Origin of the sequence: Denitratisoma oestradiolicum, assembly GCF_902813185.1 — a bacterium.
GTDB lineage: Bacteria > Pseudomonadota > Gammaproteobacteria > Burkholderiales > Rhodocyclaceae > Denitratisoma > Denitratisoma oestradiolicum.
Map to the genome: position 1 here is coordinate 2,529,720 of NZ_LR778301.1, position 16,892 is coordinate 2,546,611.

The window sequence follows — 16,892 nt, forward strand, 5'->3', positions numbered from 1 at the left end:
ATTCTCCGATTACTGTGCGGTGGCGGGATTGCCTGCGCCAGGCGTAAGCGTTGGTGAGGAAAACCCTCTGGGCAGCCCGGCATGGGCCACAAAACCATGCATATCTTTTGCAGGCAGCCACTGATCTACCTTACGGCGTACTGCCAAGAGCTGATTCAGATCGATTCCGGTACGCAGCCCCATCGCCTCCAGGAGATAGACCAAGTCCTCGGTAACAATGTTGCCGCTCGCCCCGGGCGCGAAGGGACACCCCCCCATGCCCCCCAGGGAAGCGTCAATCGTGGTTAGTCCCACATCCAAAGCAGCCATGACGTTAGCGAGTCCCTGACCTCGGGTGTTGTGCAGGTGGATGCCGGTCAGTCGCTCTTCACCGATTTCACGCCAGATGGCCTGGGTCAACGCTTTCACTTGGCGCGGGTTACCGTAACCGGTGGTATCGGAAAGCCCGACCTCGTCACATCCCGCCTCGATCAGCGCCACGGCCAATTCGACCACTTTGCGCTCAGAAATCTGGCCTTCTAGGGTGCAGCCAAAGGCTGTGGACAATCCGCCCTCGAACTTTGGACGATCTGTCGCAGGCAATTCGCGAATCGCGGCTGCGATGCCACGTGCCTCATCAAGCATTTGAAGATGGGTGCGGTTAACATTTTTCAGACTATGGGTCTCGCTGACCGACAAAGGCAACGTCAGTTTGTGAGCCCCCGCTGCCAATGCCCCCAGAGCACCTCGCAAATTGGGGACCAGCACAGCCACGGTAAGCCCCGGAATTTGGCGGGCAAAGGCCACCACCTCCGCAGTATCCGCAAGTTGCGGCAGAAGTTTGGGAGATACAAAGGAGCCGACCTCTATTTCGCGCACCCCGGCCGCAGCCTCGGCCTGAATCCACTGGCACTTGCGATCAGCATCCAGGATGGTCGAAATACTCTGCAAACCATCCCTTGGCCCTACTTCGCTGATCAGGATATCGACTGAACTGCTACCGTCCATAAGTAACCACTTTCGGAATAAAAAGACGCCATTCGCAAATGGCGCAAAAGGAGAGCGCTGGACTCAACTCCTTGTGTTGATTCAAGTCGTTCCCCTGGGAGATGCGATGTCATTCTCCTGGGCAACGAAATCCGCCAGAATCTCTCCGGCCGAAGCACTCCAGACATGGGTCTGACTGCTGACATATTCGAGTACCCGCTCCAACTGACTTATTCGATGCGGCTGACCCAGCACCCAGGGATGCAGGGTCAGCGCCAAAATGCGTCCTCCCTGATGCGCTGATTCCTGGCTCAGGTAATCACATGCATCCATTACCTGCTGGGCCCAGCTTTCGGCCGAGTGCAGGTTGTCCATGATGAGGAAGCGATCCTCGATCTCGGTGCTAAGAGGCATCGACCAAAGACTGCCGCCTCGGGTATTGAAGCGGTAGGGCAGTTCATCATTGACCCAATCGCAGAAATATTCGATGCCCGCTTCGGCCAGAAGATCCGGTGTATTCTGGCTTTGAAGCTTGCCTGGACTCAACCATCCACGGATGGGTTTCCCCACACTCTGGCCGAGAACATCCAAGGACCGGGCGATCAGTTGCCGTTCGTCCTCCTCCATCAAACCACCAGCATGCGCCGTATCCATGCTCCAGGAGTGTCCGATAATCTCGCCGGCGCCATCAGCCAGTTCGGCCACCAAACCGGGATAATGCTGCGCCAGCCGGGCATTGATGGCGTAGGTAGGTACTACGCCATATTGTTCGAAAGCCTTCAAGAAACGGTAAATCCCTACACGATGACCATAGTCCCGAAGGGTGTAGTGCCGAAGATCCGGATAAGGCATCGTCATGTTGCCGGGAATGGCGACTGGCTTGCCCGTGGGATTCAAGGGAAAAAATTGAGCATTCACCTGTACCCAGAGCGCCAGACGTTTGTCGCCCGGCCACCGGATAGGCGACCGGTTTGTAAGCATGTCCCAGGTATAGCGATCATGGTCCATGCCATAGCGGCGCATTGGGTAGTTCAACAGCTGTGCGTCAGCGGTCATGAGTGATCTCCGTCGAAGCGGCGGCAGCACTGTTGCTGCATGGATCCATCCAGTACTGATCGGCGTAGTAGCGTGCGATCTCCCGGCCGGTTGTTACCCAAACATCGGAGTGACCCGTTATGTACTCCAGAGCTTCCTCAAAAGCCCGCATCCGATGGGGACAGCTGACCTGATAGTTGTGGGTAGGAATACACATCACGGTTCCCGACTCGGCGCCTTCCTGATAGAGGCGATCGAAGCAGTCCTTCAGCATCTGGCCGTAGTGCCGTGGTTCCACCTTGTTGACTACATAGGCAATGGTGTCGTTCATCTCCAGTGAATAGGGCACCGAGACGAACTGGCGCCCACTGCGCACTCGCAGGGGCGTCGGTTGGTCGTCGTGAAACAGGTCGCAGGTATACAACCCGCCCAGCTCGGCAAAAAGGTCCAGTGTGACTTCACTGTGAGATAAGGCGGGCGCCAAATAACCCAGAGGCTTTGTCCCGACGGCTTGCTCTATGGTCTCCATGGAATCCAGAATCATCGCCCGTTCTTCCTCTTCGCTCATGCCGTAGGTGTATCGGGTGTTGTAAATGCCATGGGAAAAGAATTCCCAATCCCTTTCCCGGCACAGTTCGATGATCTCGGGGTGATGCTGGCAGAGCGCTGCGGACAAGGAAATGGAGCCACGAATTCCGTACTTATCCAGCAAACGCATTTGTCGCATGTGGCCGACACGATTGCCATAATCACGAATGGAATACCCCGGAACCGCCGGATAGGGATGAGGCCAGGGCTGGCGCTTGGGGTTCGCTGGAGGATTGAGTTCGTAGAACTCAATATTGGGCGCGACCCAGAAGGCCAGTCTCGCGCCATTGGGCCAGACGATCTTCGGCCGGCCACGATAGGCTTGGTAATCGTAGTAACTCAGGGTTTCCTTCATGCGAGATTCCCCCGGTCCGCCCCCTGCTGAGTCAGCCAGGCAGAGACATCTGACACGCTCACCACATCGGCATACTTCAGCATCAGGTCGGTAAGGTTGGCGTAGTGATAGCTTTCGTGCTTATCCGCTACACACTCTTCCGGCACGATGGTTCGGTAGCCACGGGAAAGGGAATCCACAGCCGTGGCCCGAATGCAGCCTGAGGTGGAACCTCCAGTCAGGATTACCGTATCAACCTGATGCCAGACCAACAAGGATTGCAGCTGGGTCTCAAAAAAAGCCGAAGGCATTTTCTTGCAGTAGATTACATCCTGCTGACGGTTGATCCGTAGGCGGTCGTCGAACTCCGACCGACGGGATTTGAATTTGATGTTTTGCAGGGAGTCCGGTGTATTGGTACGGGTACCCCAGACGCCGGCGTCCTCGCCAGAGTCCATGTAGGCCACATAGGTCCAGATTACCGGCCAGTTCAATTGGCGGAATTGAGCGGCCAAGCTATTGACGTAGTCCAACTGATGGGGATCGGTCTCGTAGGCGGTTTTGAATTCATCAATCTTGGTATACGCCTTTTGCAGATCGATATTAACCAGAGCCGCACGGCGACCGAAGCCGAATCGGGCCCGATTGGGATTAGCTTTTACTTCGAGCCAGAGTTCTCGTGCTGTCTTATTAGACATTTCCATTCTCATTCTCCCCCACAAGAAAACACCAGACACTGCTCGATGCCTGATTGACAAGAATCGCCTGATTTCGATAGAAGCGGGAAAGGCTCGCTGTTCCCATGCGCGAACCACCCAGTCCAGAGGACTTGAACGACTGCTTGATGGCCTCCTGAGCCAGACCAGTCAGCATGGCATCGTTAATGGAGATTCCCCCTGCATCAAGTCGCTCCGCAATCCGGTGCGCCCGATCCAGATCTGCGGAAAATACGCAGCCTGAAAGACCGTAGATGGAATCGTTCGCCAACTCAATTGCCTGCTCTTCCGTATCAAATGGAATTACAGGTAGCATAGGACCGAAGGTTTCTTCACTGACAACTTTCATGTCAGGAGTGGTATTCACCAAGATCGTTGGCTCACACCAGTAGCCGCCACCCATCTGAATAACATTGCCACCGGTAAGTATCCGTGCGCCCTTGGCTTTGGCATCGGCCAGATGCTCTTTCAGGATGGAAACCTGAGCTTCAGAAATTACTGGCCCGATCTGTCCTTGGCGAATGTTCGGATAATTCAATTTCAACGCGGATACCTCGCGTACCAGCCGTTCCACGAACTCATCGAAAACATGCTGATCCACATAGGCCCGCTCTAAGGACATGCAGCTTTGACCTGCATTGACCATGCTGGTCCAGGCCAAAGATTTGGCAGCCCGATCGAGGTCGGCGTCGGCACAGACGATCGCAGCGTCCTTGCCCCCCAACTCCAGATGGCAAGGAATAAAGCACTCGGCGGCCAGGGCCCCCACCCGCTTGCCGGTGCGAACACTGCCGGTAAAGCAAACCATATCCGCCTGGCGGACCACGGCCTCGCCGGTGGCCCCACGTCCCGTGGCGAAACCGATCACCGAGGCCAGCTCGGGCACCTCGGCAATGGCCCGTTGAATCACTGGAACAAATCGCGGCGTCACCTCAGAGGGCTTGATCATTACTGCACAGCCAACCAGTAGCGCAGGATAGGCATCGATCATCGACAACAACAATGGAAAATTCCAGGGGCTGATGATGCCGGCCAGCGGATAAGGGCGTAGATTCTGCTCAACCATGATGCCTGGTGTTGCCGATGACAGAGGCGCTCTGGGCGCCAACAGCGATGGCGCATCCCGCAACCAGCGCTGGATGGTACCGATTGTGCTGTCCACCTCCAGAACCGACTCAGCCCAGCGACCAGTATCGGTCGCCACGGCTTGCACCAGTTCGTCTTTCCCTGCAGCAATCTGCTCAGCCAGCCTTTTCAGGGCGGCCATCCGCTGCTCCAGGGAACGTGCGGCCCATAATTTCTGGCCGGCTCTCAGTTGCTTTGCTAAGACTGCCACATCCTCCGATGAGAACTCCGGCATTAGGTAATCTGTTTCACCCGTACGAGGATTGCGTACAGGAAAGCTAGACATGTTGCTCCGATCATTCATCTGCAATCACTCCGGTATCAGTCAGGCGTTGGATCACACGCTGTTGGGTATTGAGGAAATGGCTGCGCTCAGGTACGAAGGGCTGTCCACCGGCATCCAGCATGGTGTTGGGGGGATAGACCGAACCGGCATAGGTGGAGGCAAACAATTCCAGTCGCTGGCGGGAAAAAATGTTGAACATGCCCGGCGTGGCACGTTTATGCCTTAGGCCGGCGATATCAATCTCAGCATGGGCAGCCATGGATTCCCCGCTGCCTGCTTCAGCGCGGACCTCACCCTGGTAGTCCACAATTTTTGACATGCCATCCGCCGAGGCCGAAGGAATGTCAGCATCAAGAATGCCGCCGCTGTTGGCTGATATTACGTAGGCGACGTTCTCATAGGCCCTTGCCCGCTTGGCAACATCCTTCGGCGTCAGTCGCGGACTGGCGATTTCGCTGGAGCAATGCAGCAGTACCTCAGCCCCCCGCAGGGCCAGGGCCCGAGAAACCTCAGGGAAAAGAATCTCCTCTGAAGCCACACTGGCCAGCCGCCCCAACGGCGTATCCACCACAGGAAACAGGCTGTCCTCGCCATAGATTTCCTTAAATCGATGCAAGACATCGTGGGGCGTCGCGCCATACATGGAAATCAGCCGCCGATAACGGAGAATCAGTGTTCCACTGTCATTCAATATGAAGCAGACTTGGAAGCACAGGCCTGGGAAGTTTGGATCGCTCTCATAGGCATTGCCGCAGAGATAAATCTTGGCATCCTGGCAGATTCTGCCCAACTGCCCATATTCCGCGCCATCCTGCTCGATGGCTGCTTTAGCTGTCCAGGCAGCGATTGTCTCCTTCTGGGGGTAGCTGGTCAGGAAATACTCAGGCAGCACGACCAAACGCAGCTGACTCCCCACAAAGACCTTGCTTGACATGATCTGCCCCCGGATGCGGGCAATGTTTTCACTTATCCTCTGCTGCGCCTCTTCCCGATTGGCACATCGATTGACCGCCTGACAGGCCGTCTGGAGCGCCAGTGCCTGATAACGTTCTAGTGATTTACTTTTCATATCAGCACCCAATGCCACCTGGCCCGCAGCCGAAAAAGGAAGCGCCAGGGATCCACCCGCCAGGCCCTTGAGCAAGGTACGGCGGACAGATTGTTTTTCGTTCATAGGCCAACACTCGGCACCGCTGAGAGTCCATCCACCAAAGCAACCTCAAACTCTCCGGTGTTTTCGCGCAAGAGCTTGGCAGCCTGATATTCTGACGAATCCCAGAAGCGCCTGGCAGCATCCTTGTCGGGCCAGCGGGAAATCACCACTTTGCGGGAGTCAGCCTGTCCTTCCAGCACATCCAGACTGCTGCCTAGCACGAGATATTCCCCTCCGAATTGATGCACCAGCGCCGCCGCCAGCCGGGCATAGGCCGAGAACCGACCGGGATCTGTTACCCGGGCCCGAACTACGATGTAAGCGGCCATTGCGATCCTCTTAGTCCCGAATCACATTGGCCAGTTCGTACTGGGTCTGCATGTAGCCACCGACGGCACCCTTGAGAAATAGATATTCGCCATCGTCGGTACACCATACGTCATAGGGCGGATGCTCTTCCGGCAATTGGCCGGCCGTATCCACGTAGCGAAAATGCAGGGCATCGAAGGTTCCGGCAGCTACAGTGATGCGCTCCTTACCGACATACTCGATGCCAAATCCGAGCGTAAACAGCATTGGGCCTGTTGCACCCCTATGGTCTGGGGAGGTCAGCATCAAATTTGGAAAAAACTGCCGTCCCGGTCCCTGTGATAGGTCATAAATCTTGAGACACATCGCATCACCACAGATTGGATGCGCACCCAGCCAGCGCACGCGACCATCAAGCTTGATACGCTGAGTAATACGCCCATCACGTCGATTCACTGTCTCACAGCAGGCCTCGCCCTCGTTGAGAAACATAAGGCCTGTACCCTCATAGCGATCGCCAACGGTCAGACGCACGGAACAATCGATTGGATACCAATCGGCGTCGAGACTCATCATCACGTCCCGGATCACATTGGGAGCATCATCGATCTCGCAATGGGCATGCATTACCCGCACGCCGTCCGCCTGATGGGTGACATTGAAATACTCCCGGCCGCGCACCATACCTTCCCGGCCTGGTTTATTACTGGTGTAGCAAATCTCACCTCGAATAGTTTTGTGTCCCATGTTTCCTCCTGTTTTATGTTTTCAACTCAACACGTCTTCCGGACGTATCGAGCATCCTGTCCTGAATACAAAGCAAGCACATTTCTCACCCCAGCAGATGCAGACCGAACGCTGCCGCCAGCAACAACAGTGCCCATATGATCAAAACCCAGTGGCGACAGATCTTCATGGCCGCAGCGATGGCCACCACATCTGCCGTCTCGGCCGTTCCGCCCATGGTTCGCTGAATTGCCGCCAACACCGGCGTCATGCTGCGGCGGACCATCAACCCACAGAACACCGTCGAAGCAAAGATCATCATCTTGCAGCCCAACCATGTGAGCCCCGACTCCATGAGGACTACCGCTATTCCACTTATGGCCGCAGTCACCATAAATCCAACCCTCAGCCAGAAATCGATACGACGTACCAACCTGGCCCATCCCCCTTGGTGAACAAGATGCGCCCCAACCGCCACCCCCATCCATGCCAACCCCAGTAGCCAGACTGCCACCGCGCTTTCCCCCGACACAGTCAGCCACCCCTCGCCAGCAGCGAGGGACAGTCCTACGGGTAACATGAGCGGCATGCAAATGCGCGGTACTAGGTCCAAGCCCATCATGATTCGGAATGCAGTCGCCCTGCCCGCCAATGGCACATTGCTACGGGTAGCGTGAAAACTGGCGTAAAAGGTTCCCAGGTCTCCGCCAAGCCAATACACGAACAACATCAGATGGATGAACAGCATTCCGCTGAAAACCATTTTGATCTCTAGCTCCTTATCGTTCTGCAGACCCGCACCGGAAAGCAATCGATAACCAGGCCACACTCGCCTCTAGCACAGACCTAAGCAAACTAAGGGCCAGCAATCTTGCAATCCCAAATGGTCGTTCTATGTATCGGTTTTTGCGACTGTTTATTACATGAAGCGGTTGCTAGATTGATTTCGCCAAAAGTGATCGGAGCAATTGAAACATAGCTGAAACGTTTTCGTAACAGTGTTTTTCACCCATGTGAAGGGCGAAGTTTTCCGCGCAACTGATCAAACGCTCTCCATGAAAGCCGAGGTGATCAGCAATAAAAAAGCCAGGCACGAGACCTGGCTATAAAGGTCGACAGCAAGAAAATCAGAAAGGTTTGCTGGCACCAAGATATGCAATGGAACCAATGCATATCCAGTAAAAGTACGCTAAGCGGCGCCCGGTTCGGATTGATCGATCCAGAATGTTTTCGGTCTCGGCATCAGGCGACTGGGCCAGGCGACGAAACATCACGGTCCATTCACGCATGATGAAGCGCAACTTTAGTCCAATGACCAAGGTGATTGCATAGATGAAGACCTTGCTGGAGTACCACAACTGCCCAGGGCCTGCGTTGAAGGGACCATGCCCAAGGAACGAACTGATTGCCGCTAGGAACAGCGCCGGGATGACCAGGAAACGTATTGCCTCATCTATTTTTGTCAGACGAATGCCGGTATCGGTTTCACGGTAAAGAAAGGCAGACCAGCACAGTCCGAGCCATGAAAGACAGAACACCCAAGAGAAAGTCAGCCAAGCACCACCATAGGGTTGTGTACCCCAGATGTTGCCCATGTGTATCCCCAGGGGTAACAGCATGATGATGCCAGTTCTAGCAAGGATATCGATGCGATAGGCCGTTTCCATATGGCGACGGCGTTCCCCCATTGAAAGAGCTCGGTTGATTACGTTATAGGAAGTCTGAAAAACCCCCCACTCCCCGCCAAGCCAGTACACCATGCAGACGATATGTAACCATCGCAAGGTAGCCAGTTCATTAAATTCCATAGTTCGTCCCCTTTATTTGTCCGCGGATTTCACGATCAGCCATGACTATGGCCATGATCGTGATCATGTGAGTGACCATGCTCGTGGTCATGATCATGAGCATGGTCGTGATCGTGGGAATGATCGTGATGTTGGTCTTGCCGCTCATTCCGCGAACCACCAATTCTCAGCATGCTGTCTTCAAAGTCCTCGGGACCATGGGGATGGTTATGACCATACTGGATGATCCATTTGTACAGCTCCGGGTCCCGCTGAGCTATCCGTGCTGCCGAGCGAAGTTGGTTTTCCTCTGGGGTACTCCAGGGGTTGTAGTGAAAATGGTTGAACAACTTGGAGTCTGTTCGTCCCAAAGCAATACAGCCATACTGGCTAGCAAATGCACCGTGGTTGATGTAGGCCGGACGCCAGAAGTACCCACCAGTGGGCACATCGCCAAACTGCATCATCCAGGACGTCCCCCACAGGTGGTAAGACTCTTCGGCGCAATCATGGTAGGAAATATTGTCCTGCCAGAAATCCGGCGTCATGCAGTAAAGGAAGGTCAGCGCATGAGAGCGATCATTGTAGTTAAGCAACTTGATCAGGCAGCCCGATGCAACGCTAGGCTTAGTCACATTACCCAACGCCCAGGGAATATCGTTGTAGGAGTCGGTCTCATGAAACCGATCCACCCGGCACAAGGGGTGATGGCGATCGCTTTCCACCAAGCTGGGCTCGCCGGTGTTGTACATCATCAGGAGCAGACAGCCCTGCTGGGTACTAATCGACGGCATGGCATATCCTGCGGGCGCAAAGAAATAATGGCCCTTGCCAACCTTCTTATCTCCCCAGTTCATTTCTCCTTCGATCACCAGCAATTCAAGCTCTGACCAGGAGAAGCCTGGCGGCTGCTTGTAACCACCGTCCAGCTGCACGGTCATAGTGCAGGCACCGGTATCGGTATCCAGTGACAACATTTTGTAGCGAAAGCCCTGGCGAAATCCCGGTAGGGCCATGTTCTTGAATGAAATATCTCGATCGCAGAACGGTTCAATATGGGGGCGTGCCATTTCTTAGTCTCCTAAGTTCATCAATCTCTGTAGTTATCAATACACAACCTTATGCGGACGCGTCGGCTTAACCGGAATGTCCTCGGGCGCGATCTTTACCCGTATGTCGCCATCGGTATTGAAGCCGCGGGTCTGAATACGCTCGAGGAACTCTGCGTACCAAAGATCCCTCTGGGGTGCCAGATCGTCCATGGCCTTGACGATCTTGTTGTAAAGGGAAGCCTGCTCGGCAATCTCTTCTCTTAGCCAGCGTTCCTCTTCTTCACTGCGCTGATGAGGAATAAACAGGTTCTGAAATGACATAACACTCTCTCCTTGATTGACGGGTTTAACTTAAATCCAATCCTGCAGGCCATAGACCCGCACCGCGTTTTCCAGTAGAAGCTTGCGCTTGGGGGTATCCCGCAGTTCCAGTTGTTCCAGTTCCGTCATCGCGCGCTCGAACCCGATAATCGGCCAGTCGGTACCGAATAGCACCTTGTCCTGCCCTCTGGTATTGATAAACTGGACAAGCGACTGATCCCAGTATTTAGGTGCATGAGCATCGACGCCGATAAAGACGTTCCGATGTTTCCACGCCATGGAAATCATTTCCTCGGTCCAGGGATGACCGATATGAATCCCAATGATTTTCAGCTCGGGAAAGTCGATGGCCACCCGATCCAGCGTGATCGGTCGCCCCACGGTTTCCAGGAACCATTGCGCCGAATGGCCAACCTGGATCTGGACCGGAACCCCAAGTTCGGCACACTTGGCGTAGAAGGGGTAGTAGATTCGGTCATCGGGAGCCTTGCCAAACCAATGGGGGTAGATGTGTGCGCCGACAAAACCGTATTCCCTGACACCTTTCTCCAGCTTTCCGATCCACTCCATGATGCGGGATGGATTGATGCCGACAATTCCCTTAAATCGGTCGGGATGAGCTTGGCACACCCGCTGGATGATATCGATGTGCTTTTCGAAGAATATCCGCGAACCAACTTCACCTCCCGTGGTGGCCAGGAGAAGTCCCTTCTGGATATTGGCGGCATCCATGCGGCGGATCTGTTCTTCCACTGAAATACCCTTGTGGGTGGTGTCCTTACCCAGGGTGATCAGATCCCAAAATTGATCCAGCTCCGCCGGATAGTTTTGCGTCACTTCCTCGTTCCAAAGATTGACGACGATATCGATGGCATGGGTCATCCAATTTTCCTTTCACTGTGTTTCCAATAGGTCTCACGTAACTGGCGATAGAGCAGCTTGCCCGTGGGATTGCGCGGGAGCGCGGGAAAGAAGTCCACTGACTTGGGCTTCTTGTAGCCGGCAATACGTCCTTCGCAGAAGGCGATCAGTTCCTCGGCACTGACTTGAGCTCCCTCACGCAATACCACGCAGGCTTTGATTGCTTCTCCCCACTGTTCGGAAGGCACGCCGATCACACCCACCTCATACACGGCTGGGTGCTGCTGCATTACACGCTCCACTTCCGATGGATAGACGTTGAAGGCGCCGGTAACGATCAGATCCTTTTTTCTATCCACCAGATAGAAATAGCCGTCCTCATCGCGCCGGGCGATATCGCCGGTCAGGATCCAACCGTTGTGAATGGCCTCGGTCGTAGCACCGGGGTTATTCCAGAAGCCACTGATACCAGCTTCCGAACGCACCGCGATTTCGCCCAGAACACCGGGCCCCACGTCCTTGCCATGCTCATCCCAGATCGCAACTTCCACATTGGTCTGCGGTCGTCCGCAAGACAGCAACAGATGTTCACAAGTCGGGTTGTTCAAGGCAGCATCGTGCTCTTCCGGCTCCAATACGGTGCCCTTAAGTCCAGTCTCTGTCGATGCAAAAGTCTGTCGAAAGCCAACTCCAGGCAGTTTTTCCCTGGCTTGCCGAAGAACGGTAAGAGGAATTGGCGCGCCGCCATAAAGAATGGTTTTCAGGCTGGAGAGATCGAATTCGGACAGGTCATCCCTGCTGACTAGGCGCTGTATGGTAGTGGGGACCAGATTGGTGAAACTGATTCGATGCTGCTCTATCGTCTTCAAGGCCAGGGTCGGCTCGAAATTTACAATCACGCTGTAGGCTCCCACATAGAGGTGGGAATACATCCCCGCCACGCCCGCTGCAGAATAGAGCGGAGAAGGCAGCATCACCCGATTGGTACTGCGGGCGCCAATGGCATGGACGTGATACATGGTGCCAATCAACATGCTGCCGTGGGTATACACGGCGCCCTTGGGGAAGCCCGTCGTGCCGCTGGTGTATAGCAGCATCAGGGGATCGTCGTAACTCAGTGGCGTATCGAGATTCGGCTCGTGCAGGGAGCTATCGCGCAGCATGGCCTCATAGGATAAGGGAGCCCCCTCACCCAACGTCACTGACACTGGATCGATGACCACCATCAGACGTACGCTATCCACCTGCTCGGCAGCGGCCTGAGCAACCGGCAGTTCTGATTGGGACGTGACGAGTCCCACCGCATTCGCATCATTCAGGATATAGGCCACTTCGCCTGCAGTCAGGCGATTATTGACCGTAACCATTACCGCACCGATCTTTGCCAAGGCAAAGGCGGCCTCTACCCATTGATGGCAGTTGCGCGAATACAGGGCGACCCGGTCCCCTTTCTGGATGCCTTGACGAAGCAGCGCATTGGCAAATCGACAGGCGCGCTCATTCACCTGAGACCAGGTCAGCACCGTATCCTCGAACGCCAACCCAGGGCTGTGGCCGATATTCCGAGCATTGCGGGACAGGATGTCCCCTGCTCCTTTCAGGCCGCCAAAGATGCCGTTGGGTGATAGGTTTCTGACCATGCTCAGACGCAGCCCTTTTCCTGAACAACACGGCTGGTAAACCGAGGCTGAGTAGGCGGGTCGAAGGATGTGTCTTGTTTGCAACGGGCCATGATCTGCTCGAGGGTTCCGCCGCGATTGAAGAGCGGCAGAGGTTCATCCCGTTCGGCGGAGAGTTTCTTGCGCAGATAGGCGGTTTCTTCGCCATTGACCGAGAGATCCTCGTTCAGCACCACTCCATAGCGCCGAGCGCCGGCCGGGCTCACCAGACCCCGTGCGGCATCCAGCGCCACCTGTTCCGCTGCCCGCTGCAACGGATCGCCCCATCCGCCGCCGCCCCAGGTGTTGAAGTGCAATACATCCCCGGCCTGCACCTTCACCCGATCGCACTTGGACGGTATCCACTGCCTGCTGCCATCGGTACGCTCCAGCTCCTTGGTGCTGCGACTTCCGGGCTCACCCCCATTGACACCCCACGGGTAGGTCAGCCAGCGGTCATCATGAATCGAGATTTCTCCAGGCTCCAGGAAACGATAGGCAATATGGACCCCGTTCCCCCCCCGGTGCTTTCCCGCCCCTCCGGAATCCTCAATGGAGGCGTAGCGCTCGATCCGTAGCGGGAAGTAGGCCTCCAGGAACTCGTTCGGCACATTGGTGAATGACGGCCACAGGGAATGACCATCCGGTCCATCCCCCACCGGGCGTCCCGGGATGCCGCCAAAGCCGATTTGGAACAGCTGGTACCACTCACCCTTGCTGTTGTAGCCCGAGTACATCAGGTGGGGACTATCCGAGAAGCCTGCCGCATTCAACGCCTCTGGCGCCCCCTGGCCCAGCAGCCCACCCATGATGTCGAAGATCCGTCCCAGCAGATGGGTACGGCACGACAGGGCCGCCGGACGCTTCGGCTTCAGGATCGAGCCATCGGGGATGCGTACCTCGATCAGTTCATAGAAACCATCGTTGAACAGAATCTGGGGATCGAACAAGTTGATGAACAGGGAGCCCAGGAACATCTTGAACATCTCTTCGTTCAACAGAAAGTTCACCGAACTGATCGACTGGGGATCCGTCCCCTCAAAGTCGAAGATGGCCTTCTCCCCTTCCCGCCACATGCTGCACTTGACCTTGTAGGGCCCCATGCCCAGTCCGTCATCGTCGATGTAGTCCTCAAAGGACTGGCGCTGTTCCGGTATCACCATCTTGATAATGGCGTTCATCGCCCGCTTGTTCCGGTCCAGCATTTCCGTCATTGCCGCAATGTATTCATCGACGCCGAATCGGTCAATAATTTCATGGACGCGGCGTTCAGCCAGTCTCAGTGCTGCCACCAGGGCATTGAAGTCCGCCCGGTTCCACTCCGGCATGCGGGAGTTCCGCACCAGCAGATCCAGAATTTCTCGATTCAATTCGCCTCGCTTGAAGATCTTCACCGGTGGCACTTGAATGCCCTCTTCGAAGATCTGGGTCGCATCCGTAGGCAGACTCCCGGGCACTTTTCCACCAATGTCGGTCATGTGACCGAACATTGCCGCCCAACTCACCAGCCGACCGTTCTGGAAGATCGGCATCAACATCAGCCAGTCATTCAGATGACTCACCGCTCCGTTGCAGGAGTATGGGTCGTTGGTCAGGAACACGTCCCCTTCCTCGATGGTTCCTTCGTAACCGGAAACAAAGCCGTGAATGAAGGAGCCGAACTGGCCCACCACCATCCGGCCATCGCAGTGGGCAATCATCGGGAAGGCATCATGCTGTTCCCGAATCCCCGGCGACATGGCCGTTCGGAATAGGACGGCATCCATCTCCGCCCGGGCATTGCGCAGGGCGTTCTCGATGATGTCCAGGGTAATCGAGTCCAGCTCGACCTGCTTGAAGGGCGCCGGATTGGCCTGAATGATCTTGGCAACCATGCCTCTACTCCTCGTTTGTTATTGACCGCCGTTGGGACGGATCAGGATGTTGCCTACCCGGTCCACCGTACCTGTGTAGCCCGGCAGAATCAGGGTCGTCGTATCCATCTGGGCGACGATCGCCGGACCGGCCACCGCATTGCCGCTCTTGAGTTTGTTCCGATCATAGATATGGCCCGAATGCCACGCCCCGTCGGCATAGATCCGCGTTTCCTCAATCCGCGCCGCACTGGCGTCCGCATTACCCGTCGCCAAGGCCTCGGCTTCCACCACGGGCTCCCGGCCTAGCACCACGGCACGCAGATTCACCAGCTCATGGGGCGCCTCCAGAGCAAAGGTGTACAGCTGGGTATGCAGCTCATCGAAACGGGCTTCCACTCCCGCCAGTCCGCTTCGGGCAAACTCCTCCGGGCTAGTGCTGAGCGTCAGACGCATCCCCTGGCCGTGGTAGCGCAGGTCGATCTGATATTCCACTTCCTGTTCCTTGCGGGGCACCCCTTCGGCATCCAGGGTTCCTGACGCCGTTTCCTTCAACTCGGTCAGCAGCGCCAGCACTTCCGCATCGCTGGTTTCGCTGCAACGACGAATGAAGGTGCGCGAGGCTTCGTTTCTCAGCCGGGTGGTGGCATCGCCATAGGCACACAACACGCCGGGCGCGGGCGGAATGATCACTGGCCAAGCCCCGGTCAGCCGCCCCAGCGCATTGGCATGGAGCGGCCCGGCACCACCGAAGGCCACTAGCGCAAAGTCCCGCGGGTCGTAGCCCTGCTCGATGGATACCAGTCGCAGGGCGCCGAACATGTTCTCATTGACGATGTTGATCACCCCCTCCGCCGCATCCTCGATGCTCTTGCCCAGGGCGTCGGCAATGGAACTCAGCGCTCGTTGGGCTGCCGTGCGGTCGATTTTCATGTCCCCTCCCAGCCGGGAGTTGGCGGGCAGGTAACCCAGAACGACATTGGCGTCAGTCACCGTAGGCTTGTCACCACCCTTCATATAGGCGGCCGGCCCCGGTACGGCGCCCGCACTTTGCGGTCCCACCCGCAAGGCTTTGGTCAGTTCCGGCACATAGGCAATGGAGCCACCGCCGGCTCCCACGGTACGCACATCGATGGACGGCGCTCTTACGGTCACATCGCTGACCCGAGTCTCCCGTCGTGTCTGGGCTACACCATTCTGGATCAGGGCCACGTCGGTAGAGGTTCCCCCCATGTCGAAGGTCAGCAGGTCTTTGAACCCCGACTGGCGAGCAGTCCACAACGCACCAGTGACGCCCCCCGCCGGGCCGCTCATCAGCAGATTTACAGGTGCGTCGATGGCAGCGTCCACCGAGGCCAAGCCGCCGTCCGAGCGCAGCACATGGAGTTTGACGCCTGGCATCTTACGATCCAGTTCCCGGTGCAGGTTCTGCATGTAGCGCGCTACTTCCGGACGCACGTAGGAGTTCACCACGGTGGTCTCGGTGCGTTCGTACTCGTACATCTCCGGCATTACGTCGCTGGAGATGGAAACGATGATTCCAGGCAATTCCTCATGAGCAATTTCCTTGATGCGTCGCTCATGGGCACCGTTGGCGTAGGCGTTGATCAGACATACGGTCAGGGCTTCGATTCCCTTGTTCCTGAGACTCTGCAGATCCTGCCGCAGCCGGTCCTCGTTCAGTGGCCGAACTATCTCGCCCCTGGCCCCCATGCGTTCATCGGCTTCGATGGTGTTCTCCAGGGGGGCCATCAGGGGACGCTTGTTGTAAGTCACCCAGCCACCCAGACCACCAGGCACGAAGGAGCGAGCCATCTGCAGTACTTGACGATAGCCTTCGGTGGTCACCAGCCCCACCCGCGCCCCAGAGCCCGTCAGCACGGTGTTGGTGGCTACCGTGGTACCGTGCATGACATGGCTGATCCCCGCCGGATCAATGTCGTTCTGTTCGCACAGCCGATTGATGCCGTTCAGGATCCCCTGGGATTGGTCCCCGGGCGTCGAGGGAACTTTGGCCGAGTAGGTCTTGCCTGTCCGCTCGTCGATGAGTAGTAGGTCGGTGAATGTGCCGCCCACATCCACACCCAGTCGATAATGCTTGTCTACCATGTCTCGCCTCTCC

At 56.3% G+C, this 16,892-nt stretch carries 16 protein-coding genes; all 16 read right to left on the reverse strand.

Annotated features, from left to right (window positions below):
- Positions 1-9: 9 nt before the first annotated feature.
- Entirely contained in the window at positions 10-987 is a 978-nt protein-coding gene (locus DENOEST_RS11485; protein ID WP_145771990.1) for a hydroxymethylglutaryl-CoA lyase, read from the reverse strand.
- Between the two features lie 81 nt (positions 988-1,068).
- The gene (locus DENOEST_RS11490) at positions 1,069-2,022 is read right to left on the reverse strand and encodes a polysaccharide deacetylase family protein (protein WP_145771989.1); all 954 of its coding nucleotides are present in this window, start codon (positions 2,020-2,022) and stop codon (positions 1,069-1,071) included.
- Positions 2,012-2,944, reverse strand: a complete 933-nt coding sequence (locus DENOEST_RS11495; protein ID WP_145771988.1) for a polysaccharide deacetylase family protein — start codon at positions 2,942-2,944, stop codon at positions 2,012-2,014. Before DENOEST_RS11495 ends, DENOEST_RS11490 begins: the two co-directional genes overlap by 11 nt.
- Complete coding sequence (locus DENOEST_RS11500; RefSeq protein WP_197970595.1) at positions 2,941-3,621, reverse strand: isochorismatase family protein; 681 nt, start codon at positions 3,619-3,621, stop codon at positions 2,941-2,943. Before DENOEST_RS11500 ends, DENOEST_RS11495 begins: the two co-directional genes overlap by 4 nt.
- Complete coding sequence (locus DENOEST_RS11505; protein WP_145771986.1) at positions 3,614-5,068, reverse strand: aldehyde dehydrogenase family protein; 1,455 nt, start codon at positions 5,066-5,068, stop codon at positions 3,614-3,616. The genes DENOEST_RS11500 and DENOEST_RS11505 overlap by 8 nt, the downstream gene beginning before the upstream one ends.
- A complete protein-coding gene (locus DENOEST_RS11510) occupies positions 5,061-6,224 on the reverse strand; it encodes a nitrilase-related carbon-nitrogen hydrolase (RefSeq protein WP_197970596.1) in 1,164 nt (387 codons plus the stop codon). The genes DENOEST_RS11505 and DENOEST_RS11510 overlap by 8 nt, the downstream gene beginning before the upstream one ends.
- On the reverse strand, positions 6,221-6,532 hold the full coding sequence (locus tag DENOEST_RS11515; protein ID WP_145771985.1) for a DUF1330 domain-containing protein: 312 nt from the start codon (positions 6,530-6,532) through the stop codon (positions 6,221-6,223). The genes DENOEST_RS11510 and DENOEST_RS11515 overlap by 4 nt, the downstream gene beginning before the upstream one ends.
- Positions 6,533-6,542: 10 nt before the next feature.
- Entirely contained in the window at positions 6,543-7,259 is a 717-nt protein-coding gene (locus DENOEST_RS11520) for a DUF3108 domain-containing protein (protein WP_145771984.1), read from the reverse strand.
- Positions 7,260-7,344: 85 nt separating this feature from the next.
- On the reverse strand, positions 7,345-8,049 hold the full coding sequence (locus DENOEST_RS11525) for a hypothetical protein (RefSeq protein ID WP_145771983.1): 705 nt from the start codon (positions 8,047-8,049) through the stop codon (positions 7,345-7,347).
- Positions 8,050-8,365: 316 nt separating this feature from the next.
- Positions 8,366-9,046: a hypothetical protein gene (locus DENOEST_RS11530; RefSeq protein ID WP_145771982.1), complete on the reverse strand. Its 681-nt coding sequence runs from the start codon at positions 9,044-9,046 to the stop codon at positions 8,366-8,368.
- Positions 9,047-9,081: 35 nt separating this feature from the next.
- Positions 9,082-10,095 carry a DUF4437 domain-containing protein gene (locus DENOEST_RS11535; RefSeq protein WP_183148244.1) on the reverse strand — a complete coding sequence of 338 codons (1,014 nt, stop codon included), beginning with the start codon at positions 10,093-10,095 and terminating at the stop codon, positions 9,082-9,084.
- A 36-nt stretch (positions 10,096-10,131) separates the two neighbouring features.
- Positions 10,132-10,398: a hypothetical protein gene (locus tag DENOEST_RS11540; protein WP_145771981.1), complete on the reverse strand. Its 267-nt coding sequence runs from the start codon at positions 10,396-10,398 to the stop codon at positions 10,132-10,134.
- 30 nt (positions 10,399-10,428) lie between these two features.
- Positions 10,429-11,280: an amidohydrolase family protein gene (locus DENOEST_RS11545; protein ID WP_145771980.1), complete on the reverse strand. Its 852-nt coding sequence runs from the start codon at positions 11,278-11,280 to the stop codon at positions 10,429-10,431.
- Positions 11,277-12,899: a class I adenylate-forming enzyme family protein gene (locus tag DENOEST_RS11550; protein ID WP_145771979.1), complete on the reverse strand. Its 1,623-nt coding sequence runs from the start codon at positions 12,897-12,899 to the stop codon at positions 11,277-11,279. The genes DENOEST_RS11545 and DENOEST_RS11550 overlap by 4 nt, the downstream gene beginning before the upstream one ends.
- Positions 12,900-12,901: 2 nt before the next feature.
- A complete protein-coding gene (locus tag DENOEST_RS11555; protein ID WP_145771978.1) occupies positions 12,902-14,791 on the reverse strand; it encodes a hydantoinase B/oxoprolinase family protein in 1,890 nt (629 codons plus the stop codon).
- 18 nt (positions 14,792-14,809) lie between these two features.
- Entirely contained in the window at positions 14,810-16,879 is a 2,070-nt protein-coding gene (locus DENOEST_RS11560; protein WP_145771211.1) for a hydantoinase/oxoprolinase family protein, read from the reverse strand.
- Positions 16,880-16,892 lie beyond the last annotated feature (13 nt).

What these genes read in the sequence shown, in the direction of transcription:
- DENOEST_RS11485 (WP_145771990.1), bottom strand. Translation starts at nt 987, where the DNA reads ATGGACGGTAGCAGTTCAGTCGATATCCTGATCAGCGAAGTAGGGCCA.
- DENOEST_RS11490 (WP_145771989.1), bottom strand. Translation starts at nt 2,022, where the DNA reads ATGACCGCTGACGCACAGCTGTTGAACTACCCAATGCGCCGCTATGGC.
- DENOEST_RS11495 (WP_145771988.1), bottom strand. Translation starts at nt 2,944, where the DNA reads ATGAAGGAAACCCTGAGTTACTACGATTACCAAGCCTATCGTGGCCGG.
- DENOEST_RS11500 (WP_197970595.1), bottom strand. Translation starts at nt 3,621, where the DNA reads ATGTCTAATAAGACAGCACGAGAACTCTGGCTCGAAGTAAAAGCTAAT.
- DENOEST_RS11505 (WP_145771986.1), bottom strand. Translation starts at nt 5,068, where the DNA reads ATGAATGATCGGAGCAACATGTCTAGCTTTCCTGTACGCAATCCTCGT.
- DENOEST_RS11510 (WP_197970596.1), bottom strand. Translation starts at nt 6,224, where the DNA reads ATGAACGAAAAACAATCTGTCCGCCGTACCTTGCTCAAGGGCCTGGCG.
- DENOEST_RS11515 (WP_145771985.1), bottom strand. Translation starts at nt 6,532, where the DNA reads ATGGCCGCTTACATCGTAGTTCGGGCCCGGGTAACAGATCCCGGTCGG.
- DENOEST_RS11520 (WP_145771984.1), bottom strand. Translation starts at nt 7,259, where the DNA reads ATGGGACACAAAACTATTCGAGGTGAGATTTGCTACACCAGTAATAAA.
- DENOEST_RS11530 (WP_145771982.1), bottom strand. Translation starts at nt 9,046, where the DNA reads ATGGAATTTAATGAACTGGCTACCTTGCGATGGTTACATATCGTCTGC.
- DENOEST_RS11535 (WP_183148244.1), bottom strand. Translation starts at nt 10,095, where the DNA reads ATGGCACGCCCCCATATTGAACCGTTCTGCGATCGAGATATTTCATTC.
- DENOEST_RS11540 (WP_145771981.1), bottom strand. Translation starts at nt 10,398, where the DNA reads ATGTCATTTCAGAACCTGTTTATTCCTCATCAGCGCAGTGAAGAAGAG.
- DENOEST_RS11545 (WP_145771980.1), bottom strand. Translation starts at nt 11,280, where the DNA reads ATGACCCATGCCATCGATATCGTCGTCAATCTTTGGAACGAGGAAGTG.
- DENOEST_RS11550 (WP_145771979.1), bottom strand. Translation starts at nt 12,899, where the DNA reads ATGGTCAGAAACCTATCACCCAACGGCATCTTTGGCGGCCTGAAAGGA.
- DENOEST_RS11555 (WP_145771978.1), bottom strand. Translation starts at nt 14,791, where the DNA reads ATGGTTGCCAAGATCATTCAGGCCAATCCGGCGCCCTTCAAGCAGGTC.
- DENOEST_RS11560 (WP_145771211.1), bottom strand. Translation starts at nt 16,879, where the DNA reads ATGGTAGACAAGCATTATCGACTGGGTGTGGATGTGGGCGGCACATTC.